23 protein-coding genes and 1 riboswitch are annotated in these 22775 nt (G+C 60.8%); of the genes, 20 read left to right on the top strand and 3 right to left on the bottom strand.

Annotated elements, in window-relative coordinates; translation table 11 throughout:
• From DWX75_RS02015 to DWX75_RS12040, 16 genes are all read left to right on the top strand, one after another.
• A partial coding sequence (locus DWX75_RS02015) for an autotransporter outer membrane beta-barrel domain-containing protein (RefSeq protein WP_158558750.1) occupies positions 1–238 on the top strand: 238 nt, incomplete at its 5' end.
• A gap of 885 nt (positions 239–1123) precedes the next feature.
• Positions 1124–1822: a precorrin-2 C(20)-methyltransferase gene (gene cobI / locus DWX75_RS02010; RefSeq protein ID WP_118014422.1), complete on the top strand. Its 699-nt coding sequence runs from the start codon at positions 1124–1126 to the stop codon at positions 1820–1822.
• 13 nt (positions 1823–1835) lie between these two features.
• Complete coding sequence (locus tag DWX75_RS02005; protein ID WP_118014420.1) at positions 1836–2789, top strand: ABC transporter substrate-binding protein; 954 nt, start codon at positions 1836–1838, stop codon at positions 2787–2789.
• Positions 2786–3787: an iron ABC transporter permease gene (locus DWX75_RS02000; RefSeq protein ID WP_118014418.1), complete on the top strand. Its 1002-nt coding sequence runs from the start codon at positions 2786–2788 to the stop codon at positions 3785–3787. The genes DWX75_RS02005 and DWX75_RS02000 overlap by 4 nt, the downstream gene beginning before the upstream one ends.
• A gap of 4 nt (positions 3788–3791) precedes the next feature.
• Entirely contained in the window at positions 3792–4580 is a 789-nt protein-coding gene (locus tag DWX75_RS01995) for an ABC transporter ATP-binding protein (RefSeq protein ID WP_118014416.1), read from the top strand.
• Between the two features lie 196 nt (positions 4581–4776).
• On the top strand, positions 4777–5001 hold the full coding sequence (locus tag DWX75_RS01990) for a ferrous iron transport protein A (protein WP_118014414.1): 225 nt from the start codon (positions 4777–4779) through the stop codon (positions 4999–5001).
• Positions 5002–5027: 26 nt separating this feature from the next.
• Entirely contained in the window at positions 5028–6929 is a 1902-nt protein-coding gene (gene feoB / locus DWX75_RS01985) for a ferrous iron transport protein B (protein ID WP_118014412.1), read from the top strand.
• 117 nt (positions 6930–7046) lie between these two features.
• Positions 7047–7211, top strand: a complete 165-nt coding sequence (locus tag DWX75_RS01980) for a FeoB-associated Cys-rich membrane protein (RefSeq protein WP_118014410.1) — start codon at positions 7047–7049, stop codon at positions 7209–7211.
• A 188-nt stretch (positions 7212–7399) separates the two neighbouring features.
• A riboswitch (FMN riboswitch) is annotated at positions 7400–7519 on the top strand.
• 124 nt (positions 7520–7643) lie between these two features.
• The gene (gene ribD / locus DWX75_RS01975; protein ID WP_118014408.1) at positions 7644–8732 is read left to right on the top strand and encodes a bifunctional diaminohydroxyphosphoribosylaminopyrimidine deaminase/5-amino-6-(5-phosphoribosylamino)uracil reductase RibD; all 1089 of its coding nucleotides are present in this window, start codon (positions 7644–7646) and stop codon (positions 8730–8732) included.
• A gap of 16 nt (positions 8733–8748) precedes the next feature.
• Positions 8749–9402, top strand: coding sequence for a riboflavin synthase (locus DWX75_RS01970; protein WP_118014406.1), 654 nt, complete (start codon positions 8749–8751; stop codon positions 9400–9402).
• Positions 9403–9451: 49 nt separating this feature from the next.
• A complete protein-coding gene (locus tag DWX75_RS01965; RefSeq protein WP_118014404.1) occupies positions 9452–10663 on the top strand; it encodes a bifunctional 3,4-dihydroxy-2-butanone-4-phosphate synthase/GTP cyclohydrolase II in 1212 nt (403 codons plus the stop codon).
• Between the two features lie 73 nt (positions 10664–10736).
• A complete protein-coding gene (gene ribE / locus DWX75_RS01960; protein WP_118014402.1) occupies positions 10737–11204 on the top strand; it encodes a 6,7-dimethyl-8-ribityllumazine synthase in 468 nt (155 codons plus the stop codon).
• Between the two features lie 115 nt (positions 11205–11319).
• Positions 11320–11889 (top strand): phosphodiesterase, encoded by a 570-nt coding sequence (gene yfcE / locus DWX75_RS01955; RefSeq protein WP_118014400.1) that lies wholly within the window; start codon positions 11320–11322, stop codon positions 11887–11889.
• A 30-nt stretch (positions 11890–11919) separates the two neighbouring features.
• The gene (gene hslO / locus DWX75_RS01950; RefSeq protein WP_118014398.1) at positions 11920–12822 is read left to right on the top strand and encodes an Hsp33 family molecular chaperone HslO; all 903 of its coding nucleotides are present in this window, start codon (positions 11920–11922) and stop codon (positions 12820–12822) included.
• Position 12823: 1 nt separating this feature from the next.
• Positions 12824–13549 (top strand): M48 family metallopeptidase, encoded by a 726-nt coding sequence (locus tag DWX75_RS01945; protein ID WP_158558749.1) that lies wholly within the window; start codon positions 12824–12826, stop codon positions 13547–13549.
• A gap of 46 nt (positions 13550–13595) precedes the next feature.
• Positions 13596–13760: a hypothetical protein gene (locus DWX75_RS12040; RefSeq protein WP_158558748.1), complete on the top strand. Its 165-nt coding sequence runs from the start codon at positions 13596–13598 to the stop codon at positions 13758–13760.
• A 303-nt stretch (positions 13761–14063) separates the two neighbouring features.
• Here the strand turns inward: DWX75_RS12040 and DWX75_RS01940 are convergent, their stop codons facing one another.
• On the bottom strand, positions 14064–14837 hold the full coding sequence (locus DWX75_RS01940; RefSeq protein ID WP_118014393.1) for a DUF4931 domain-containing protein: 774 nt from the start codon (positions 14835–14837) through the stop codon (positions 14064–14066).
• A gap of 277 nt (positions 14838–15114) precedes the next feature.
• Between DWX75_RS01940 and DWX75_RS01935 the strand changes: the two genes are divergently transcribed.
• Both DWX75_RS01935 and DWX75_RS01930 read left to right on the top strand, forming a co-directional pair.
• Positions 15115–16731 (top strand): polysaccharide biosynthesis protein, encoded by a 1617-nt coding sequence (locus DWX75_RS01935; RefSeq protein ID WP_118014476.1) that lies wholly within the window; start codon positions 15115–15117, stop codon positions 16729–16731.
• A 38-nt stretch (positions 16732–16769) separates the two neighbouring features.
• Positions 16770–17648, top strand: a complete 879-nt coding sequence (locus tag DWX75_RS01930; RefSeq protein WP_118014474.1) for a diacylglycerol kinase family protein — start codon at positions 16770–16772, stop codon at positions 17646–17648.
• A 102-nt stretch (positions 17649–17750) separates the two neighbouring features.
• Here the strand turns inward: DWX75_RS01930 and DWX75_RS01925 are convergent, their stop codons facing one another.
• Positions 17751–18998: an ATP-binding protein gene (locus tag DWX75_RS01925; protein WP_118014391.1), complete on the bottom strand. Its 1248-nt coding sequence runs from the start codon at positions 18996–18998 to the stop codon at positions 17751–17753.
• A 147-nt stretch (positions 18999–19145) separates the two neighbouring features.
• Positions 19146–20375 (bottom strand): nucleotidyltransferase family protein, encoded by a 1230-nt coding sequence (locus tag DWX75_RS01920; protein WP_118014389.1) that lies wholly within the window; start codon positions 20373–20375, stop codon positions 19146–19148.
• 220 nt (positions 20376–20595) lie between these two features.
• Here DWX75_RS01920 and mnmA point away from each other — a divergent pair, with 220 nt between their 5' ends.
• Together mnmA and DWX75_RS01910 are read left to right on the top strand one after the other, a co-directional pair.
• On the top strand, positions 20596–21690 hold the full coding sequence (gene mnmA / locus DWX75_RS01915; protein ID WP_118014472.1) for a tRNA 2-thiouridine(34) synthase MnmA: 1095 nt from the start codon (positions 20596–20598) through the stop codon (positions 21688–21690).
• Between the two features lie 23 nt (positions 21691–21713).
• Positions 21714–22751 carry a DUF2939 domain-containing protein gene (locus DWX75_RS01910; protein WP_118014387.1) on the top strand — a complete coding sequence of 346 codons (1038 nt, stop codon included), beginning with the start codon at positions 21714–21716 and terminating at the stop codon, positions 22749–22751.
• Positions 22752–22775: the final 24 nt, after the last annotated feature.

Raw genomic sequence — 22775 nt, 5'->3', positions numbered from 1 at the left:
CCTGCGCCTCTCCGCGCTGCACGAGTTCGGCGGCCGCCGTGGCATGCATCTCTCCGCCAGCGATGGCGAGACAATGGACTGGTCACGCGATTACGGCAGCACCTGGTACGAAGCCAGCCTCGGCGGCACGTACCGCCTGAACGACCGCACGACCCTTTACGGCGACGTCCAGCGCTCGTTCGGCAGTGACTGGCACAAGAAATGGCAGGGCAACATCGGCATCAACTGGCAATTCTGATAGAAAAATGACGCCGCAGGCATCACGCTTGCCGCGCCATTTTTGTTTTTAGCCTTCCCCGCGCACGGGGAAGGGGGACCGCGAAGCGGTGGAAGAGGTCCATGAACGGACGGGTGTAAGAACAATCCCCGACAGCAAGTTCTCACAAGCGTTGCAGCCCCGCAGGGGCGCGAAGCGCGGGATGCCGGTGGCATCCCCGGGTGTGGCCCGCAGGGCCGAAAGGGTCCATGGGCGAGGATATGCGTACGACCGATGACGCTGCGGGATGCATTCCGGCTTCGGCGCGTGGCTGAATGCGAAAAGGAGGGGACGAGGGAGCAACGCTGCGCGAAGTCGGCTGGCTAAAGGGATTTTTTCCTTTTTAATGCAGCCCGACGAATGTACGAAACGCGCGCTGCTTGAACGACGCACATTCGTCAGGAAGCTAGAGAGGAAAAAATCCCTTCTTAACGCCAGGCGCCAACGCTCCGCTTATGCTCCCTCGTCCCCTCCATGCGATTACGGGCAATCGCCACGCGCCTCCAGGCGGAATACACCCTCCGCTCGGGCTCATTTTCCTCGGCAGGACAACGAGCGCAGCAAGTCGCGCAGCCGTCCCTGCGCACGGGGGCGCGAAGCGCGGGATGCCGGTGGCATCCCCGGGTGTAGCCCGTGGGGCCGAAAGGGGTTCATGGGCGAGGATATGCGTACGACCGATGATGCTGCGGGATGCATTGTGCCTCGAAGCGCGGCCTTCCCCGCGCACCTAAGGATTTGACAGGTATTTTTCAAGCGTGTAACATTAAGGGGTAAGCAGTTTCCTGATTTCATTTCTCACCGATGGCTGCATCTTGCGGCGAAACGGTGAAGGAAAGGATGGTTTATTATGTTAGGAGGATATTTGCGATGAGTGGAATCTTTTATGGTATTGGTGTCGGTCCCGGCGACCCGGAGCTCTTGACGATGAAGGCAATTCATGCCATCCAGAAAGCTGATGTGCTGATTGCGCCCAAGACGGAGAAGAAGGATGGCAGCGTGGCGCTGTCGATTGCGAAGCCGTATTTCAAGCCGGACATTGAGATTGTCTATCAGGTGTTCCCGATGGTCAAGGGCTTCGAGACGGATACGGCGGCCTGGGAGGCCAACAAGGCGGAGATCCTGGATCTTTTGAAGGCCGGCAAGAATGTGGCGTTTTTGACACTCGGTGATCCGATGTTCTTCAGTACCTACATATATATATACCGGCTGCTGGAGCACGAGGATGTGACGATTGAGACGATCCCGGGCGTGCCGGCATTTGCGGCCATCGGCAGCTATGTCGGTTACCCGATTGTCGAGGGCAACGATATCCTGACGATCATCCCGGCTACGGCGCCGGAGGACAAGATCGAGAAGGCTATGGATGCGGCCGACAATGTCGTCCTGATGAAGGTCTACAAGAATTTCTCCGAGATGGCGGAGCTGCTCAAGAAGAAGCATCTTTCCAAGCAGGCCGTGATGGTCAGCCGCGCGGGGCTTTCGGAGGAGCGCATCATCCGGGATATCGAGGCGCACAAGGATGAGCATGTCAATTACTTGTCGACCATCCTGACGCGCAAGCAGTGAGGAGGGGTGTTTCATGAAACGATTCGTTATTTTGTGCTTTGCCCTCCTGGCCCTGCTCGTGGCGGCAGGCTGCGGCTCACAGGCGAGTGCGCCGTCCTCTTCTTCCGGCGACAAGGCGTTTGCCGTCATCCACGATGCCATGGGCCGCGAGGTGACGCTTTCGAAGAAACCGGAGCGCATCGTCGTGACGTCGGCTTCGTTCCTCGAGCCGCTGCATGAGGTCGGCGGCGATGTCGTCGGCCGCCCGGATTCGAAGACGAAGATGCCGGATTACGCCAAGAACAAGGCGAGTGTCGGCAAGGTCTACCAGATCGACGTCGAGAAGGTGCTGTCCTGTGAGCCGGATCTCGTCATCGTCAACAAGGGCATGAACGAGAAGCTCGTCGATACGCTCGAGAACAATGGCATTCAGACGGTCGTGCTCGATATGAAGAGTTACGACGATGTCAAGAATGAGGTGCAGGTGCTCGCGCAGATCACGGGTGAGCAGCAGAAGGGCGAACAGCTCATCAACGACATGGACGCCAAGATCCAAGCCATAAAAGATAAGATTCCGCAGGACACGCATCGCGTATCCATCATCCATACGACGAATCAGGGGCTCTCGGTGCAGCTCGAGGGCAGCATCGCCGGCTGCACGGCCCGCCTGCTCGGCTGGGACAATGTGGCTGCCGGCATGACGCCGCTCGAGAAGAATCCCGATGCAGCGCCATACAGCCTCGAGACGCTCGTCGAGCAGAATCCGGAAATCCTGTTCATCACGAGCATGGGAAAAATTGAGGAGGCCAAGGCTGGCATGGAGAAGACTATGGCGGAGAATCCGGCCTGGCAGACGGTCGATGCCGTCAAGAACGGCCGCGTCTATTATCTGCCGCAGGACCTTTTCCTGCTGAGCCCGGGCATCCATTACCCGGAGGCCGTCGAGACGATGGCAAAGTGTGTCTATCCGGAGGCCTTTGCTAAATGAGTGAAGGGAAGAAGCAAGGCCGCAGCCTCCTGACGCGCAGCGTCCTGTTCCTCGTCTTTGCCGTGCTGGCCGTGACGGGCGGTATCGTCAGCATCATGCTGGGGTCCGTCGAGATCCCCGTGCAGGAGATCTGGTCGGCGCTCACGGGCGGCGGCGCGGGCACGCACGGGCAGATCCTCATGAACATCCGGCTGCCGCGCACGCTTGTGGCGGCGCTCGTCGGCATCAATCTGGCGCTTTCGGGTGCCATTCTGCAGGCGGTCATGAAGAATCCGCTCGCAGACCCGCACATCATCGGCATTTCGTCGGGCGCGGGCCTCATGGGCATCCTCGTCATGCTGCTGCTGCCGGAGTACGCGTATCTCGTGACGCCGGCGGCTTTTGTCGGCGCGATGGGGGCGGCCATCCTCATCTACATTCTGGCCTGGAAGAACGGCATCCGGCCCATCCGGATCATTCTGGCCGGTGTGGCTGTCTCGGCATTCCTGGGGGCGGGTATTTCCGCGCTCATGATCCTCTACAGCGACCGCGTGCACAGCGCACTCATGTGGATGGTCGGCGGACTTTCCGCTAGGAGCTGGCCGCACGTGGCGATGCTCTGGCCTTATACGCTCGTTGGCAGCGTGCTGGCCTTCCTGGCCGCACGCCATCTCAACATCCTGCAGCTCGGCGATGAGCTCGCGAAGGGCCTCGGGCTGCGCGTGGAGCTCACGCGCCTGCTGCTGACGGCCGTCGCCGCCCTGCTTGCGGCCAGCGCCGTCTCAGTCGTCGGGCTCCTGGGTTTCGTCGGTCTCATCGTGCCGCATGCGGCGCGCCTCATGATCGGCTCGGACTACCGGTATCTGCTGCCGGCTTCGGCCGTGCTCGGCGCGGCCGTCGTCATGTACAGCGATACCTTTGCGCGCGTGGCCTTTGCGCCCGTGGAGCTGCCGGTCGGCATCATCATGGCGGTGCTCGGCGCTCCGTTCTTCCTGTTCCTCTTGAGAAGGGAGCTCTGATACGATGGAACTTACGGCAAAAAATCTGCAGGTGTCCATCGCAGGACACACCATCTTAAAGGATCTGTCCGTCACGTTTGCCGCAGGCAGGCGCACGGCCATCATCGGGCCGAACGGCGCGGGCAAGTCGACGCTCCTGAAGGTCCTCACGGGCCTCAACGAGGATTATCGCGGGCAGGTCACACTCGACGGAGAGGATATCCGCCATCTCGGGAGGCAGAGGCTCGCGCGCCATCTCGCCATCCTGCCGCAGGGCGCGCAGGCCCCGCCGGATACGACGGTAGAAAGGCTCGTGGATTACGGGCGTTTCCCGTACCGCAGCTGGTTCCGCGCCGGCAATCCCAGGGCTGACCGGGAGGCGGTGGCCTGGGCCATGCAGGTGACGCATGTGGAGAAGTTCCGCCAGCGTCAGGTGCAGACGCTCTCAGGCGGCGAGCGCCAGCGGGCGTTCCTCGCGATGGTGCTCGCGCAGCAGCCCGATATCCTGCTGCTCGATGAGCCGACGACGTACCTTGACATCGCGCATCAGCTCGAGGTCATGCAGATCGTCTGCGAGGTCAACCGGCGCTACGGCATGACGGTGATCATGGTGCTGCACGACATCAACCATGCGCTGCAGTATGCCGACGAGATCGCCGTGCTCAAGGACAGGCACATCGTGCGGCAGGGGCCGCCGCGCGAGGTCGTGACCGTCTCGATGCTCGCGGAGGTCTTCGGCGTCCGCGCGGATATCTTTACGAACCGGACCGGGGCGGCCGTGCTTTCGCCGGTGGCTCTGGTGCCTCGGCCGTAAAACAAGAAAGAACCGTATGCGTACGGTTCTTTTTTTATGGAATTTATTCTTGATCGAGACGACTTTCTTTACAAATGAAAATATCTTTCAAATAAATGCTGAGAATGCTTGACAGATTTTAATGAGATGGGCTATCATAGTCAATGAAGAAATAATCTCATTATCATTATCATATACGATTAGGAGGCGTTCTGATTTGACATTGAAAGACGGCAAGACCGGCATGACGCTCAAAATCCTGAAGATTGATGAGTCCAACCTCAAACAGCGCATGATGACGATGGGCCTGATCCCAGGCACGAAAGTCAAGATCCTGCGCTCGGCGCCGCTCGGCGATCCCATTGCCATTGGCGTTCGTTCCTACAACCTGGCACTGCGCCGCGCGGATGCGGAGAAGGTACAGGTTCAGCAGGTCAACTGAGTGGAGGAAAGGAGACGCAAGCTTTTATGTCAACATTAGGAGTAGCACTTACCGGCAATCCGAATACCGGCAAGTCCACCATTTTCAACGAACTGACTGGTGCACGCCAGAAGATCGGCAACTGGCCGGGCGTCACGGTCGATAAGAAAGTCGGCTATACGCGTTACAACAACCGCGCCATCTCGATCGTCGACCTGCCGGGCACGTACAGCGTCAACGCGCGCAGCCCGGAGGAAAAGATCGTCATCGATTACCTCATGAACAACAAGCTCGACCTCGTCATGGACGTTGTCGACAGCTCCAATATCGAGCGCAACCTGTTCCTTACGGTACAGCTGCTCGAAGCCGGCATCCCGCTGCTCATCGACCTCAACATGCAGGACGATGCGGCGCGCCGCGGCATCAAGATCGATACGAAGCGCCTCGAAGAAGCCATCGGCATGCCAGTGGTCGAGACGGTCGGCCGTGACAGCAAGAGTACGAAAAAGCTCCTCGATGTCTTTACGAATACGGTCATGGCCAACTACGAGGTCAGCCCGCAGGTGCAGGCGCACATCGATACGGTCAATGCCATCAAGGCCAGCAGCAAATCCGAAGAGGAGAAAGAGGAGGCCATCATCGAGGCCCGCTATGCCCTCATCGACAAGATTATGGCGCAGTCTGTCGACATGAGCAATGTCGGCCAGTCGAAATCCGAGAAGATTGACCGCTATCTCGCCAACGGCGTGCTCGCACTGCCAATCTTCCTCGTCATCCTCTACGCGGTCTTCCAAATCACGTTCACCTGGATCGGCCAGCCGATTGCGGATTTCCTCGACGACCTCATCAACACGGACTTCGTCGATTTCATGACGGATTTCCTGACGGATGCCGGCGTTGCGGACTGGATGGTTTCGCTCGTCTGTGACGGTATCATCTCGGGCGTCGGCGCGGTGCTGACGTTCGTGCCGCTGATCTTCGTCCTGTTCTTCTGCCTCTCCTTCCTCGACGGCACGGGCTACATGGCCCGCATCGCCTTCATCATGGACCCGATCATGCGCCGCTGCGGCCTGACGGGCAAAGGCGTCATGCCGCTGATGATGGGCTTCGGCTGCGGCGTCCCGGCCATCATGGGTGCGCGCGCACTCGATTCTGAGAAGGACCGCATGGTCTCCATTCTCGTCACGCCGTTCCTTACGTGCGGTGCAAAACTGCCGATCATGGCACTGTTCGCCGCGATGTTCTTCCCCGATAATGCCGCCAATGTCGTCTTTGCCATGTACATCATCGGCATGCTCATGGCCATCATCGTCGCCAAGGGCCTTGGCTCCACGATCTTCAAGTCGGAGGGCTCGACGTTCCTCCTGGAGCTGCCGCCGTACCGCATGCCGGATATGAAGACGGTTCTCCTCGAGACATGGGACAAGGGCAAGGGCTACCTCATCAAAGCCGGTACGATCATCTTTGCCGCGTCCGTCCTGCTCTGGGTCATGTCGAACTACAATTTCAGCGGCCCGTGCGAGATTGAGGATTCCATTCTCGCCACGATCGGCGACTGGATGTCGCATCTCTTCGTCTTCCAGGGCTTCGACACCTGGGAGGCCGGCGCAGCCGTTCTCTCCGGCATCATGGCCAAGGAGACGGTTGTCGCGACGATCGGTATCCTCTACGGCGCCGGCGATGTCTCGACGGAGGCTGAGGATGCCGCCGATACGGCTTCCACGATGATGCAGACGGGCATGGCCACGGCCTTCACGAGCCTTTCGGCCTTCTCCTTCATGGTCTTCTCGCAGCTCTACACGCCTTGCGTGACGGCACTCGGCACGATCAAGAAGGAAGCCGGCGGCTGGAAGTGGGTCGCGTTCTCCGCATTCTACATGTTCGCCATCGCTTGGCTCGTCTCGCTGCTCGTCTATCAGATCGGCAGTCTGCTGGGCTTTGCCGGCTGATGATGGAGAAGAAGGCCCGGTGCCTTGCACCTCGTTGTCTTCTGTGATACGCTTTAAGAAAGATTTCCGGGCAGGCGCTTCGTGCGCCCGGTGCCCGGATGGATTGGAGGGATTTTTATGGCAACCTTTATCGTAGGCGCTTTGGTGGCGGTGGGGCTCTATTACGCTCTGCGCCATGTTTACCGGAATTTCCGCCTTGGGCGCGAGGACTGCTGCGGTGGCAACTGCTCGGCGTGCAGCGGTCACTGCATGGGAGGCCATTCCCTTCCGGTAAAAAAGTGACGATTCTCTATCCTTACACATAATCCACACGATGTGCATCGCCTGCTTTTGGCGATGGTCGCACCATCAGGTATCCTGCCTCCTGGTGCGGCATTTTTTTGTTTGTGCCCGGATTCTGGCCAGAATGTCAAAAATTTTGTGGACTGTCTTTTCAGATACGCACAGATGTGGTAATATAAAAGGCAGAGATTTGTCTTTGAGGCGGGGAGCGTTTCCCCACCGGCGGTATAGCCCGCGAGCCTGCCTGGCAGGCACGATCCGGTGTGATTCCGGAGCCGACCGTATAGTCGGGATGAGAAAAGGCAGGCACGTGTTTTTTCACATGTAAAAGCAGCCGCTGGGAAGAGATCTTCCAGCGGCTTTTTGTTTTCTCAATGTCTCATACACAGATCCATGTTCCTTTGGTGAATCATGAGAGTCTGAGGTGATTGCATGCAGGATGAAGAATTCATGCGGGAAGCCCTGCAGCTTGCCCGCAATGCCGAGGGGCGGACCTCGCCAAATCCCATGGTGGGTGCGGTGATTGTACGCGGCGGCCGCATCGTGGCTGCCGGCTGGCACCGGAAAGCCGGTACGCCTCATGCGGAGGTCCATGCGCTGCGCATGGCGGGGGAGCTTGCCAGGGGCGCGACGCTCTATGTGACGCTTGAGCCCTGTGCGCATTACGGCCGCACGGGCCCGTGCGCCAGGGCCGTCGCAGAAGCCGGCATCCGCCGCGTCGTCATCGCGATGCAGGACCCGAACCCGCTCGTGGCGGGCAAAGGCATCCGCATTCTCCGCGAGGCGGGCGTCGAGGTCGTCTGCGGCGTGCTCGAGGAGGAAGCGAGGAAGCTCAACGAGGTCTTCCTCAAGTGGATTCCGCAGAAGATGCCGTTTGTCGTGCTCAAGACGGCCATGTCGCTTGACGGCAAGATTGCGACGCGCACGGGAGCTTCCAAGTGGATCACGGGTGAGGCCGCAAGGCTGCGTGTACATGCGTACCGCGACCGCTATGACGCCATCCTCGCGGGCATCGGCACGGTGCTCGCGGACAACCCGAGCCTCACGGCCCGCCTGCCGGATGGCACGGGCCAGAATCCCGTCCGCATCATCGTGGACAGCTGCGCGCGCACGCCGCTTGAGTCGAGAGTCGTCACGGACAAGGCCGCGCGCACGATCATCGCCGTGACGGAGGCGGCACCTCCTGCACGCGTCGAGGCCCTGCGCAGGGCCGGTATCGAAGTGATGACGGCAGGGCCAGGCCCCAAGGTCGATCTGAAGCTTCTCTGCCAGGAGCTCGGTCAGCAGGAAATCTGCTCCATCTTCGTCGAAGGCGGCGGCAGCATCGGGTTCTCGTTCCTGCAGGCCGGCCTTGTCGACAAGGTACACGCCTTTATCGCACCGAAGCTCATCGGCGGGCGCACGGCTCTGACCCCGGTGGAGGGCGAGGGCTTTGCGGAGCTCAAGGATGCCGTAGAGCTCCGGGATATGGAGGTCGAGCGGCTTGGAGGAGACATCCTCGTCACCGCTTATACGAAATGATGAATGAGGGACGCTTATGTTTACAGGAATCATTGAAGAGGTCGGCCGCATCCAGCGGCTCGGCGGCGGCTCGCTTACCATTGCCGCCAGGGAGGTCCTCAAGGATGTACATGTGGGCGACAGCATCGCCGTCAACGGCATCTGTCTGACGGTGACCTCGTTTGATGCCCGCCATTTCACAGCCGATGTCATGCCGGAAACGGTGCGCCGCACGTCGCTTGACGGCCTGCGGCAGGGCAGCCCCGTGAACCTCGAGCGCGCACTGCAGCTCGGCGGCCGCCTCGGCGGCCATATCGTCTCGGGCCATATCGACGGCACGGGCACGATCCGCGCATTCCGCGACGAGAAGAATGCCATCCTCATGACGGTGGAGGTGGAGCCCTCCATCCTGCAGGGTATCGTCGAGAAGGGCTCGGTCGCCCTTGACGGCATCAGCCTGACGGTGGCGGAGGTCACGGATCGCGATTTCACGGTGAGCCTCATCCCGCACACGCGCGAGGTCACGAACCTCGGCAGCCGCAGGCAGGGAGACGCCATCAACATCGAGAACGATGTCATCGGCAAATACGTCGCGAAGATCCTCGGCAGTGCCTATGGAACGGCAGAAGGACCGGAGCATGCGGGGGGCCTTTCGAAGGATTTCCTCGTCCGGAACGGCTTCTTTATTTAATCCGCAAGATAATCCGCAAAGATCAAAAACGAATCAGGAGTGAAGATACATGTCAGATTTTGCAACTGTAGAACAGGCCATCGAGGATATCCGGAATGGCAAGATGGTCGTCGTCGTCGATGATGAGGACCGCGAGAACGAGGGCGACCTCATCGTCGCCGCTGAGACGGTGACGCCGCAGGATATCAACTTCATGGCGACGTATGCCAAGGGCCTCATCTGCACGCCGATTGACGGCAAGCGCCTCGATGAACTCGCCATCGGCCAGATGGTCGTCAACAACACGGACAACCACGAGACGGCCTTCACGGTCTCCATCGATGCCTACGATACGGAGACGGGCATCTCGGCCTTTGAGCGCTGCGATACCATCAAGAAGCTGCTCGACCCGAAGTCCAAGCCTGCAACGTTCCGCCGTCCGGGCCACGTTTTCCCGCTGCGCTCCGTCGAGGGCGGCGTGCTGCGCCGTGCCGGCCATACGGAGACGACGACGGATCTTGCGCGCCTCGCCGGCTTCTATCCGGCCGGTCTCTGCTGCGAGATTATGGATGACGACGGCCACATGATGCGTACGCCGCGCCTCAAGGAATTCGCCAAGGAGCACGGCCTGCACATCATCACGGTCAAGGCACTCATCGAATACCGCAAACGCACGGAGAATTTCGTGCACGAGGTCGCTGATGTTGATTTCCCGAGTAAGTACGGCCATTTCCGCATCCATGCGTATGAGAACGAGCTCAACAACAAATGCGACATCGCCATCGTCAAGGGAGATGTGCGCGGCAAGAAGGATGTGCTCGTGCGCGTCCATTCCGAATGCCTGACGGGCGATGCACTCGGCTCGCTGCGCTGCGACTGCGGCGACCAGCTCGCACTCGCGCTCAAGAAGATCGAGGCAGAGGGCGCGGGCGTCGTGCTCTACATGCGCCAGGAGGGCCGCGGCATCGGCCTCGCGAACAAGATGCGCGCCTATGAGCTGCAGGACAAGGGCCGCGACACGGTGGAAGCCAACGTTGAGCTCGGCTTTGCGCCGGATCTGCGCGACTATGGCATCGGCGCGCAGATCCTCGCGGACCTCGGCCTCACGAGCATCCGCCTGATGACGAACAATCCGGCGAAGCGCGCGGGCCTCGAGGGCTACGGCCTCGAGATCACGGGCCGCGTGCCGCTGCAGGTGCATGCCAACAAGTTTGACAAGCGCTATCTCACGGTCAAGAAGGTCAAGATGGGCCATATCTTCAGTGACGATACCCTGAAATAAGCGATTCAACACAAGTGTCCAGGCTGCCGGACCGAAGCGGGCAGCCTGGTTCCAGCGGAATGGAGGAAAAAACATGGCAAATGTAATGGAAGGTTTTGTGACGGGCAAGGGCCTCAAGTTCGGCCTCGTCGTCGCACGTTTCAATGAGTTCATCACGAGCAAGCTTTTAAGCGGCGCACTCGATACGCTGCACCGTCACGAGGCGAAGGACGAGGATATCGATGTCGCCTGGGTCCCGGGCGCCTTTGAGATCCCCATCGTCGCCAAGAAGATGGCGGAGTCGGGCAAATACGATGCCGTCATCTGCCTCGGCGCCGTCATCCGCGGTTCGACGACGCATTACGATTACGTCTGCAATGAGGTTTCCAAGGGCGTCGCCCAGGTCGGCCTGCAGACGGGCGTGCCGACGATCTTCAGCGTCGTGACGACGGAGAACATCGAGCAGGCCATTGAGCGTGCGGGCACGAAAGCCGGCAACAAGGGCGTCGATGGCGCCATGGCTGCCATGGAGATGGCCAACCTGCTCAAGAACATCGGCTGATTTCAGCCCGTTTATCTGCAACAATCCATCGATCTTTATGCGCTTGGCGGCGCTGTCCGTAAGACGGTCTGCTGCCAGGCGTATCTTGCTATCTTGCCGAAAGGAGAGCATTTTTATGAAAATCGGTATCATCAGCGATACGCACGGCCATGAGATGGCCTGGGCCAAGGCTTACGACAAGCATTTCCACGATGCGGACCTCATCCTGCATGCCGGGGATGTACTCTATCACGGCCCGCGCAATCCGATGAAGGCGGATTACAATCCGGCCGGCCTCGTGGAACGCATCAATCATTCGGAAGTCCCCGTCGTCATTGCGCGCGGCAACTGTGACTCCTCCGTCGATGCGAGCTGCCTCGAGACGCCCATCCTCGCGCCGTATGCCTACGTCGTCTGGGAGGGGCGCCGCATCATCATCACGCACGGCGATGCTGTCATGACGGATGCGGAAAAGGAGGCGATGGCGGCGCACCTGAAGGCGGATGTCTTCATCAGCGGCCATGTCCATGTGACGGTGCTCGAGCAGCGCGGCAATACCGTTTTCGTGAATCCTGGCTCGGCCGCCCTTTCCAAGCGTCCGGACGGCCGCAACACCATCGCCGTCTGGCAGGACGAGACGATCCGCATCCATGACATCGATACGGATGAGGTGCTCGCCGAGCTCACGCTGCCTCCCAAGGCATGAATCTCACAAAAAGGAGTTAATTATTCATATATGAAAGATCATCTTGTAAAAGCGACGGCAGAGGGTGTGCGCATCTACGCTGCCGTCACGACGAATCTCGTCAATGAGGCCATTCGCCGCCATGACTGCCACGCCGTCGCCGCGGCGGCGCTCGGCCGCACGATGACGGGCGCGCTTTTGCTCGCGGCCAATCTCAAGAATCAGGAAGCCCTGACCGTGACGTTCGATGGCCACGGGCCGCTCGGCCGGGTCACGGCCGATGCCACGCCCGAGGGCTTCGTGCGCGGCTATGTCGTCAATCCGCATGTTGAATTGCCGCAGAATGACAAGGGCAAGATCGATGTCGGCGGCGGTGTCGGCACGGACGGCACGGTAACGGTCACGCGCTTCACGGGACTGCGCAACCCCGTGACGGGCAGCGCGCCGCTGACGGACGGTGAGATCGCCGACGACCTGACGAAATACCTCTACGTCTCCGAGCAGACGCCGTCGAGCGTCGGCCTCGGCGTGCTCGTCGGCCATGCCGGCGACCGCATTGCCTGCATCGGTGCGGGCGGCTTCATCCTGCAGCCGCTGCCCGATGTCAGTGACGAGGTCCTCGACCGCCTCGAAGCGAATCTGCGTGAGGTGAACTCCGTCTCGCACATGGTGGATGAGGGCTACGATGCCAAAGGCATCATCGCGGCCGTGCTCAAGGGCTTCGATATCCACTACCTGACGGAAACGGAACTGGCCTTCCGCTGCCACTGCTCGAAGCAGCGCGTCAGCGAGGTGCTCCTGAGCCTCGGCGAGAAGGACCTCAAGTCCCTCGTGGAGGACGGCCATGCGGAGGCATGCTGCCCGTTCTGCGGCGAGCGCTACCAGTTCACGGGCGAGGAGCTGCAGGCCATCTACGATCACGCCATGGCAGACCGCCAGAAGCCGCAGGACTGAGATGAAAAGGAGAGCAGGGGCCGTTTCGCAGCTGATGGTTTCCGGTACGGCTGTCGCCGTCACGCGCAAGGCCATCAAGAATTTCTATGTGCGCGTGGACCGCGAGACGGGCGAGGTGCGCGTCACGGCGCCGCGGCGTTTGAGCGATGACGAGATCGGGCGGCTGCTGCGGCGCGACTGGCCCTGGGTTGAGAAACAGCGGGCAAGAGCTGCTTTGCGGCCGCATCTGCCCGAGCACCGCTATGAGACGGGCGAGGTCTTCTATCTCTGGGGCAGGCCCTATGTGCTGACCGTGCGGGAAAGCCCTGCGCGGCGGCCTGTCGTCTGCGTCCGGGCGGGCAGGCTTCTGCTCCACGCGGAGGCTTCGCTGGGGGCTGAGGAGCGTCAGAAGGCCATTGAAGAGTGGTACCGCGCGCGGCTCGCACAGGGCATCGAGGCGCTGCAGGGCGAGGCCGAGGCCATCGTCGGCCGCCGCCCGCGGGAGTACCGCATCAAGAAGATGAAGACGCGCTGGGGGACCTGCAACACCGCGGCGGGCCGCATCTGGCTCAATCTCAAGCTCGCCCAGTACCGGCCGGCCATCCTGCGCTACATCATGCTCCACGAGCTCACGCATCTCTGGGTGCACAATCACGGTCCAGCCTTCCACGCCCGCATGGACCGCTTCTGCCCGGACTGGCGCATGCTCAAACAGGAGCTCGACGACGGCCCGGCTTACGAGATATAGGAATGAAAAAGTCACATTCTTGACCTGATTGTCAGAATGTGACTTTTTGTTCATGGACGTCTTTTACTGCTGGCAGATGCGGGCGAAGAGACGGCGCTGCGGGATGTATTCCGGCTTCAGCGCGCAGCTGAATGTGAAAGACGGGGACGAGGGCGCAACGCTGTGCGAAGTCGGCTGGCTAAAGGTTTTTTTCCTTTTTAACGAAGCCTGACGAACGTGCGAAACGCGCGCTGCTTGAACGACGCTCGTTCGCCAGGAAGCTGGCAAGGAAAAAATCCCTTCTTAACGCCAGGCGCCAACGCTCCGCTTATGCGCCCTCGTTCCCTCAGGTATTATCGCGGGCAATCGCTGCGCGCCTCCAGGCGGAATACATCCCTCCGCTTAGGCTCTTGCTCTTCGGCAGAACATGGACCTCTTCCACCGCGCCCTTCGGCAGAACATACGAGCGTCACAAAGCGCGTGCCTTCCCCTCTGGGGAAGGTGGCAGCCGCAGGCTGACGGATGAGGTGTTTTATCATTCTTCCGCGAAGTAGAGCTTTTGCATCTCGTCGATGACGGAAGTCAGGCTGCTCGGGCGGAAGTGGATGCCGTAGCCGACGTAGATAGGCGGCGTGGCGAAGCGCGGCAGGATCTTGACGGCGATGCGGCCGTCGTTTTCGTAGAAGAAGATGTTGTAGCTCCTGGTCTGCGCGGCAAAGCGGTGCATGAGGTAATCGACGGTGAGCTGGATGAAGTCGGCGAGCGTCGCGACGGCTTCATCTGTGAGCGATTCGGGCACGATGTTGAATTCCCAGAAGCCGATGCGCGGCACGGTGGAGACGTTGAGCGTCACGCCATGCCGCCTGGCGATGGCGGGGCCTTCGAATTCCTCAGGCTGGCAGAGCAGCTCGCGCTTGACGTGAGGCAGGCCGATGAGCTGCATGTGCGGATGGCGGATGGTGCCGCCCGAGAACGGCCCGTAGTTCTTGAAGAAGAGCACGGCTTCGTAACGGCCGCTCGTGAGCAGGTCCTGCCACATGCGCAGGCCGAAGCGGATGAGCGCGTGCATGTGCTCTTTCGTGTAGTCGGGCATATCGCTGTGGCAGGCGCTGCCCTCGATGAGGACGAACTGGTCGGCTCCCTCAATGACGTTGTATTTATTGCGCAGGAAGATCATGTCGCCTTCGGTGGCAAGGATGTCCGTGAGCTGGCTGCGGTCACAGAAGGGGCAGTCATTTTCCTGATGACGGATGGTTTCTGGTTTCTGGCGTCCGATGCTGATATCGAAGCCCATGAGGTTGATGTCCATGCCGGGACTCCTTTCTGGTTTTTGCAGGCAGTTCCTGCAAAGAAATACTGGATTGATTGGCGCAATGATGATATAATCTCAATGTTGAGTACCATTATAACGACATTTTATTCTTTTTGCAAAAGAGAACGAGGCGGGGGAACCTGCCTCTCTTATTTCTATTTTAATCCTGGCAGTGTATCTGCGCACGTAGGCGGTGTTTTCAATTAGCAAGCAAGATGTAGAAAAAAAAGTAGAGATGGAGGCTTCCGCGCTCGGAACGGAACCAGCGGAGGAAATGAAGTCCAAGGGCGAATCGTTCCTCAAGGGCACCTTCATCCTGACGATTGCCGGCTTTGTCGTCAAGGTCATCGGTTCGTTGAACTGGATCTTCGTATCGCGTATCCTCGGCGGCGAGGGCATCGGCCTCTATCAGATGGCTTTCCCGATTTACTTCTTTGCCATGACGGTATCCCAGGCCGGCGTGCCGGTGGCCATCTCCATCATCACGGCGGAGCGCGTGGCGCTCAAGGATATTTTCGGGGCCAAGCGTGTCTTCCACATTTCGATGGCGCTGATGGTCGTGACGGGCCTCTTCTTCTCGGTGTTGACGTACTTTGCGGCAGACTGGCTCATCGAATGGCATTTCATCCGTGATCCGCGCGCCTATATGTCGATGGTCGTGCTCGCGCCGACCGTTTTCTTCGTGACGCTGCTCGCGAGCTCGCGCGGCTATCTGCAGGGCTGGCAGCGCATGACGCCGACGGCCGTTTCGCAGATTGTCGAGCAGATTTTCCGCGTCATCACGATGATCCTCCTGGCGCAGCTCTTCCTGCCCTGGGGCCTCGACTACGCGGCGGCCGGCGCTTCTCTCGGCGCGCTTGCCGGCGCGGTGACGGGCCTCATCGTGCTCGTCTATTACCAGTGGAAGCTCGACCGCGACATCGAGCGCGATTACGGCAAGGACATCCAGCCGCTGCCGGGGACCGAGCATGAATCGGTCTTCCGCATCGTGCGGCGCATCTTCACGCTGTCGCTGCCGGTGTCGGCGGCGAGCATCATGCTGCCGGTCGTCTCGAACCTCGATCTCATGATCGTGCCGCAGCGCCTGGAAGTAGCCGGCTACAGCGTCAATGAGGCGACGGAGCTCTTCGGTTACCTGACGGGCATGGCAGTGCCGCTCGTCAACCTCTCGTGCATCATCACGGCCTCGATGGCGATGAGCATCGTGCCGGCCATTTCGGAAGCGCGCGCGCTGCGCGACATGAAGCGCGTCTACAATCAGACGGCGGCCTCGGTGCGCATCTCGAATTTCGTTTGCTTCCCGGCCTTTGTCATCGTCTTCGTGCTCGCGACGCCGATCGCATCCCTCATCTACAATGCGCCGGGCGCCGGCCCTGCCGTCATGATCTCGGCCGTCAGCATCGTGCTGCTCGGCCTGCATCAGGTCTCGACGGGCATCCTGCAGGGCCTCGGCCATCCGACCATCCCGATGGTCAACATGATTCTCGCAGCGGCGGCCAAGGTCATCCTGAACTGGGAACTCACGGCCATCCCCTGGCTCGGCATCATGGGTGCGGCCTGGGCAACGGCTGCCGACATGGGCGTCGCAGCCATCATCAATTTGTTCTTCATCTACAAGTTCATCGGCTACCGCATGGAGATCCCGCAGCTCCTCAAGACGATTTTTTCAGCTGCGGTCATGGCAGCTGCCGTCTACTTCTTCTATGAGTGGACGTACGCCTGGTGGGCCATCGGCGCCATTTCGACGTTCGGCGCGGTGTTCTTCGGCTGCTTTGTCTACATCGCCGTCATGCTGCTCATCGGCGGCCTGCTCGAGGAGGATCTCGTGCGCATCCCGCTGATCGGCCGCATCGGCATCCGCGCCCTGCGCCGCATCGGCGTGTTTAAATGAGTCTTGTCAAGAAAGTAGAGGAAATGGAGGAAGTATCGTTGAAAAAATTGGTTCTCTTCTATAATCCGGTTTCTGGCCATGCAGCGTTCAAGAATAAGCTGGACTGGATCATTGAGGCGTTCCAGCGTCGCCATATCGCAGTCATCCTGTATCGCACGCGCCGCGAGGGCAATGAGGAGTTCATCCCCTTCGTGCAGGAGATGCAGCCTGATGGACTGCTCGTGGCGGGCGGCGACGGCACGGTCCACGAAATCGTCAATCTCATGATGAAGGGCGGGCTCGATCTGCCGCTCGGCATCATTGGCAGCGGCACGTCGAATGATTTCGCCACGTATCTCGGCGTCAATGAGGATCTCGAGGCCTATATCGACATCATTGCCGCAGGGCGCAGCCGCCGTGTGGATCTCGGGCTCGTCGACGATACGTATTTCATCAATGTGGCCAGTGGCGGGGCCATGGCCTGCATCGCGCATGAGGTCAACGCGCGGTTCAAGAATTCCCTCGGCAAGATGGCCTATTATTTAAAGGGTATCGGCGATCTGCCGAAGTTCCGCTATTTCCCGCTGAAAGTGGAAGCGGACGGCCGGCTGTATGAGCTCGAGACGTTCCTGTTTGTCGTCATCAACAGTGCCGTGGTCGGCAGCATGAAGAATGTGGCCGAGCACGTCGAGGTCGATGACGGCAAGCTCGACCTCCTGTCCATCGGCAAGTGCAGCATTCCGAAGCTCATGGCCCTGTCGGCAGATCTCATCGCGGGCAAGCCCGTGTCGGAGCGCGAGGATGTGCTGCACGTGCAGGCAAAGCATTTCCACATCGAGTCGGGCATTCCCGTGGAGAGCGATATCGACGGGGAGTGCGGCCCGATGCTGCCGCTGACGATCGATACGATGCCGCAGGCCGTGGCCATCTATTGCTGAATCATCACAGCGCAGAAACGCAGATATAGAAAAGGAACCTGCCGCATGAAGCGAGTTGCTTCGAGCGGCAGGTTCCTTTTTGCTGCTTATGTGGGAAAGGCTTCAGTTGTTGGAGCCGTCGAGCTGGCCGAGGTAATGTGCGACGAACTGCTGGGCCGTGCGGCCGCTGCGGCCGCTGTGCGTCATTTCCCAGCGTGTGCCGGCGATGCGGAGTTCCTCGGGCGAGAGCTCGATGCCGGCCTTGCGCAGGCGGTGATCGATGATGGCGAGGTATTCCTTCTGGTCGGGCGCGTAATACTGGATGATGAGGCCGAAGCGGTCGGAGAGCGAGATCGTCTCATTGATGCTGTCGTCGCGGTAGACCTCGTCCTGTCCCTCCGCGCGGTCACGCCAGTGCTCGCGGATCAGGTGGCGGCGGTTGGACGTGGCGTAGATGAGCACGTTCTCGGGGCGCGACTCGACACCGCCTTCGATGGCGGACTTGAGGTATTTGTATTCGGCCTCGGCCTCTTCAAAGGAGAGGTCGTCGAGGAAGATGATGAAGCGCTTGCTGGCGAAGTAGCGCAAATTCTCCATGATGGCCGGCAGGTTCTGGAGCTGGGGCTTGGTGAGCTGCAGGAGGCGCAGGCCGCGCTGGTAGTAGACGTTGGCGAGCGCCTTGACGGCAGAGGACTTGCCCGTGCCGCGCGCGCCGACGAGCAGGACGTTGTTCGCAGGCTTGCACTGGACGAAGGCTTCCGTGTTGTCGATGAGCTGTTCCTTCTGGTGGGCATAGCCGATGATATCGTCCATCTGCATGGCTTCGAAATGGCGGATGCCGACGAGGACCTGGTTCTTTTCATCCCAGCGGAAGGCCTTGTAGGAGGCAATGTCGCCGTAGCCGTAGCGGCTGTAATACGTGAGGAGGCCTTTGGCGTAGTCCTCGGCCGTCTCAGCTCCTGCCAGGAAGTCCTGCAGAGCCGTGAAGGCCTCGGTGGCGAGCGGCGTGGTCGGCTGGTAGTCGTCGAGGAGCTCGAGGCCGAGGAAGTCGCTGGCGGGCTGCGTCAGGAAAGGCAGCAGCAGGGCGATGTCCTGCACGAAGGCCTGATGCAGGCTTTCGCCGATGGGGCCGCGGCTGACCTCGGTGGTCTGCGCGGCGAGGTTGGCGTCATGGACGAGGCGGTAGAGCAGATAGGAGCGCAGCAGATTGCCGGAAAGGCCGACCTCTTCGGCCGTCTCAATGAGCAGCGCCGCACAGGTGCCGGCCTTCTCCTCCTGGCCCGAGAGGACATCGGCGAGAGCCTGGCAGGCGGGGTCGGAGAGCAGGCTGCGGCAGATCAGGAGCTCTTTGATATGAGGACGTTGAGACATGGAAATCCTTCCTTTCATATGGTCATGGTTTCATGGTCCTGTTCGTTTTGTGTGTCCATCTATGTTCGTGATAAGGATATTCCTCTACTATAGAACAACTGACGCTGTTTGTAAATAAAAATATGTAAAGTTGTAATCTTCCAACCTTCATGGCTTGAAGAAGCGCGGCGAGCGCGTGAAGTCGTCGGGAGCCGAGAGGCTTGGCAGCGTCAGCGTGCGAAGTTCCGTGGCAAAGGTGTCAAAGGCGAGCATCTGGCGCTCACGCGGCAGCTCCGGCAGGCGCAGGCGGTCGCGGGAGTGGAGGAAGGGGCCGACCTTTGTAATGAGGGGCAGGGGGGATTCGCACTTGACCCGGCGCAGCAGCAGGCAGCCGCGTGCACTGCAGGCAAGCACGCGCAGGTAGCAGGGGCCTTTTTCATCGGCAGCGGCCACGAGGGTGCGCGGCGTCTGGAGCAGCAGGTGGGGGATGAGACGCTGGACACGGCTTTTTGCATAGCGGCTCGTGACGACGCCCTGGAGAAAGTCCCCGGTGGATTTGGCGCGCCCGGCCGCCTCCTGCAGGCGGTTCTCTATGCCTTCGCCCGCGGGCAGGCCGTACTGCGCCATGAGGTCATCGCGGCTGAGCGTCAGCAGCCGGAGCTTCAGGGCGCGCAGCAGGGCATCGGGCTCCGGGATGGCCCCGGGGAAGGCCTCCTGCAGGACACGCAGCGTCCCAGGCGGCATGGCGGCGGCGAGGGCGGTCCAGTCGGGCGTTTTCGTGCGCAGGGCCTGCCGTATGGCCGTAGCGCTTGCGAGTTCCTGCAGATCCGCTTCATGGTAGCCGGCCCCGCGGCGCTGGATGAGAAAGGGGGTGACGGCTGTGCCGCGCAGGGCCCGCAGGTATTCGACGGCGAGGATGTTGTTGGCTTTGTGGAGCTCGGGCCCGTGGGCAAAGCCAAGGCCTTGCAGTGCGGCCGTGAGTGCCTGCGCGTAGGACTTCCCCTCGCGTATGAGCCGGCCCGTGCGCTCCTGCGTCTCCGGCGCATCGATGGCGGCGGCGAGGGCGCGCAGATGGCCGAGGTCATCGCTTTCGGCGCCGAAGGCCAGCGCATTGATGCCGAGTGACGTGAGCAGCCGCACGCCGCCGCGCGCGAAGTCCTGCGCACTGCGGCACGCGAAGAGGAAGGGCAGCTCGCATACGAGGTCGCAGCCTCCTGCGATGGCAAGCTCGGCCCGCTGCCATTTGTCGAGCACGGCCGGCGTCCCGCGCTGCACAATGCTGCCGCTCATGGCGACGGCGATGATGGTATCGGGCCGCTTCTCGCGGATGCGGCGCAGCTGATACGCATGGCCGTTGTGGAATGGATTGTATTCGGCGATGATTCCTGTGACGTGCATGTAAACCCTCCTGTTCTTTCTTCCAGTCTAGCAGAAGGAACGCCGTCCGTCCAATGACGCCTGTCGCTGCCGGGTGACGGTTGAGCTTTCGGCTCGTGATATGATATACTAGAAGATAAGTTCCTGTCCTTGCGGAGCCCTGCCGGAGATGCCGGCAGAGCGGCCGGGCGCAGGTGCGTGCCGGCGCAGGATTTGTCACAGAAAGGACTTGCACATCGATATGGAGAAGAAGAAAGTCGTCGTCGCGATGAGCGGCGGCGTGGACAGCTCGCTGACGGCGGCGCTGCTCGTCGAGCGCGGCTATGATGTCATCGGCGTCACCATGCGCCTGTCGGAGGAGAGCCGTGATTTTGAGGAGAACGACCGGGGCTGCTGCAGCCTCAGCAGTGTGGACGATGCCCGCCGCGTCGCGGAGATCGTCGGCATTCCGCATTACGTCATGAACTTCAAGGACATGTTCAAGGAGAAGGTCATCGACTATTTCCTCGCGGACTATGCGAAGGGCTGGACGCCAAACCCCTGCATCGCCTGCAACCGCTACGTCAAATTCGAAGGGCTGCTGCAGAAGGCCATGGAGCTCGGCGCCTCCTATGTGGCGACGGGCCATTACGCCCGCATCGGCCAGAACGAGACGGGACGGTATCTCCTCAAGAAGGGCATCGACGAGAAGAAGGACCAGTCGTATGCGCTCTACCATCTCAATCAGTCGTCGCTCGCGCATTTCCTCATGCCGCTCGGCGAGTACACGAAGGTGGAGACGCGCGAGCTCGCCGAGAAGTACAGCCTGCCGGTCGCGCACAAGCCGGACAGCCAGGAGATCTGCTTCGTGCCGCACGACGACTACAAGGCGTATCTGCGCGCGCACAACCCGGCGTGCCTGCACCCGGGCGACATCGTCGACACTGCTGGCCATGTGCTCGGCCATCATGAGGGCGTGCCGCTCTATACAATCGGCCAGCGCAAGGGACTCGGCATTGCCGCTGCGCATCCGCTCTACGTCGTCGATCTCGACATGGCACACAACCGCGTGGTCGTCGGCGGCGCCGATGATGTCTATGCCGACAGCCTGGTCGCAGGCGATCTCAACTGGATCGCCATCGATGCACTAGCTGAGCCCATCGCGGTTACAGCCAAGGTCCGCTACGGCAAGCGCGAGGGCAGGGCCCGCGTCGAGCCCCTTGCCGCAGGCAAAGTCCGCGTGACCTTTGCGGAGCCGCAGCGCGCCGTGACGCCGGGGCAGTCCGTGGTCTTCTACGACGGCGATACCGTCGTGGGCGGCGGCATCATCGAAGCGGCCAACCATCATAAGAGCTGACAGTTTCGCTGGAGGATAAGCGTATGAGCAAGATGCTGAAATTCAAGTTGATCGTTGTCCTTTTGCTGGTCATCGCCATGCTCTTTGGCGGTGCCTGGTGGTATTTCCACGTCCATACGAAAACGCCTGAGTATGCGCTGCAGCAGATCGAGACGGCTCTGACGAAGCACGAGACAGACCGTTTTGAGCGCTACGTCGACCTCGACGCGCTGCTCGACACATCGTACGATGATTTCATGGCGGGCCTCGTGCTCGCCGACACGGCGGGCAGCGAGGAGGAGAAGGCCGCCATCGGGGATTTCACGCAGATGCTCAAGGCCCCGCTGCTCACGAGCCTCAAATCCGCCGTGGAGCAGTACGTCGCCACGGGCAGCTGGCCGGGCGCGTCCTCTGGCAGCGGCACGGCGCTTGACGCCAGCCAGTTCCTTGAGAAAAGCGGCCTTTTCGAGATGGAATACCGCGGACTCGACAGCCTGACGCAGGATGAGGAGAAGGGGCAGGCTACGGCGAAAATCCGCGTCTTCCAGAAGGAAGCCGACGAGGAATTCGTCTTTGATGTTGAGCTCACGAAACAGGAGGATGGCGATTGGCGCGTGACACGCGTGACGAACGTCGGGGATTTCGCCTCCTTCCTCGCCAGGGCACGCCAGGCGAAGCTCAAAGCCTATGCCGACGCGGCCAATGCCGTCATCGCCAGACACAATGAGACGATGATGAAGGCCCAGGAGGACTTCACGACGACGCTGGCGGCCGGCAGCCTCGGCAACCAGCAGACGCGCGAGGCACTCAAGGCGCTGATGCAGGATACGGTTGTGCCGGACTGGCAGCAGCGCAGGGAGGAGCTCTCTGCCATTGACGTGCCTGCTGCGGCCCAGTCGCTGCAGAAGCTGCGCCTCAAGATCTGCGATCTGCACATCGCATACGCACAGGGCTATGCGGACTGGATGACCGACAAGAAGGCGGCTACGCTGCGCGATGCCGAGCGTCAGCTCGCGCAGGCCCGCACCCTCGAACAAGAAGAGAAATTCCTGGCCCGCCGCGTGGGCGACCGCGCCCAGTGACGGCGTCGGGCAATCATGAATAGG

The organism is Mitsuokella sp. AF21-1AC (genome assembly GCF_003458855.1).
Lineage (GTDB): Bacteria > Bacillota > Negativicutes > Selenomonadales > Selenomonadaceae > Mitsuokella.
This window is presented reverse-complemented; position numbering and strand designations above follow the sequence as displayed.

Bases quoted from the DNA above. Each gene is read 5' to 3' on its own strand.
- cobI (WP_118014422.1), top strand. From the start codon at position 1,124: ATGAGTGGAATCTTTTATGGTATTGGTGTCGGTCCCGGCGACCCGGAG.
- DWX75_RS02005 (WP_118014420.1), top strand. From the start codon at position 1,836: ATGAAACGATTCGTTATTTTGTGCTTTGCCCTCCTGGCCCTGCTCGTG.
- DWX75_RS02000 (WP_118014418.1), top strand. From the start codon at position 2,786: ATGAGTGAAGGGAAGAAGCAAGGCCGCAGCCTCCTGACGCGCAGCGTC.
- DWX75_RS01995 (WP_118014416.1), top strand. From the start codon at position 3,792: ATGGAACTTACGGCAAAAAATCTGCAGGTGTCCATCGCAGGACACACC.
- feoB (WP_118014412.1), top strand. From the start codon at position 5,028: ATGTCAACATTAGGAGTAGCACTTACCGGCAATCCGAATACCGGCAAG.
- DWX75_RS01980 (WP_118014410.1), top strand. From the start codon at position 7,047: ATGGCAACCTTTATCGTAGGCGCTTTGGTGGCGGTGGGGCTCTATTAC.
- ribD (WP_118014408.1), top strand. From the start codon at position 7,644: ATGCAGGATGAAGAATTCATGCGGGAAGCCCTGCAGCTTGCCCGCAAT.
- DWX75_RS01970 (WP_118014406.1), top strand. From the start codon at position 8,749: ATGTTTACAGGAATCATTGAAGAGGTCGGCCGCATCCAGCGGCTCGGC.
- DWX75_RS01965 (WP_118014404.1), top strand. From the start codon at position 9,452: ATGTCAGATTTTGCAACTGTAGAACAGGCCATCGAGGATATCCGGAAT.
- ribE (WP_118014402.1), top strand. From the start codon at position 10,737: ATGGCAAATGTAATGGAAGGTTTTGTGACGGGCAAGGGCCTCAAGTTC.
- yfcE (WP_118014400.1), top strand. From the start codon at position 11,320: ATGAAAATCGGTATCATCAGCGATACGCACGGCCATGAGATGGCCTGG.
- hslO (WP_118014398.1), top strand. From the start codon at position 11,920: ATGAAAGATCATCTTGTAAAAGCGACGGCAGAGGGTGTGCGCATCTAC.
- DWX75_RS01945 (WP_158558749.1), top strand. From the start codon at position 12,824: ATGAAAAGGAGAGCAGGGGCCGTTTCGCAGCTGATGGTTTCCGGTACG.
- DWX75_RS01940 (WP_118014393.1), bottom strand. From the start codon at position 14,837: ATGGACATCAACCTCATGGGCTTCGATATCAGCATCGGACGCCAGAAA.
- DWX75_RS01935 (WP_118014476.1), top strand. From the start codon at position 15,115: ATGAAGTCCAAGGGCGAATCGTTCCTCAAGGGCACCTTCATCCTGACG.
- DWX75_RS01925 (WP_118014391.1), bottom strand. From the start codon at position 18,998: ATGTCTCAACGTCCTCATATCAAAGAGCTCCTGATCTGCCGCAGCCTG.
- DWX75_RS01920 (WP_118014389.1), bottom strand. From the start codon at position 20,375: ATGCACGTCACAGGAATCATCGCCGAATACAATCCATTCCACAACGGC.
- mnmA (WP_118014472.1), top strand. From the start codon at position 20,596: ATGGAGAAGAAGAAAGTCGTCGTCGCGATGAGCGGCGGCGTGGACAGC.
- DWX75_RS01910 (WP_118014387.1), top strand. From the start codon at position 21,714: ATGAGCAAGATGCTGAAATTCAAGTTGATCGTTGTCCTTTTGCTGGTC.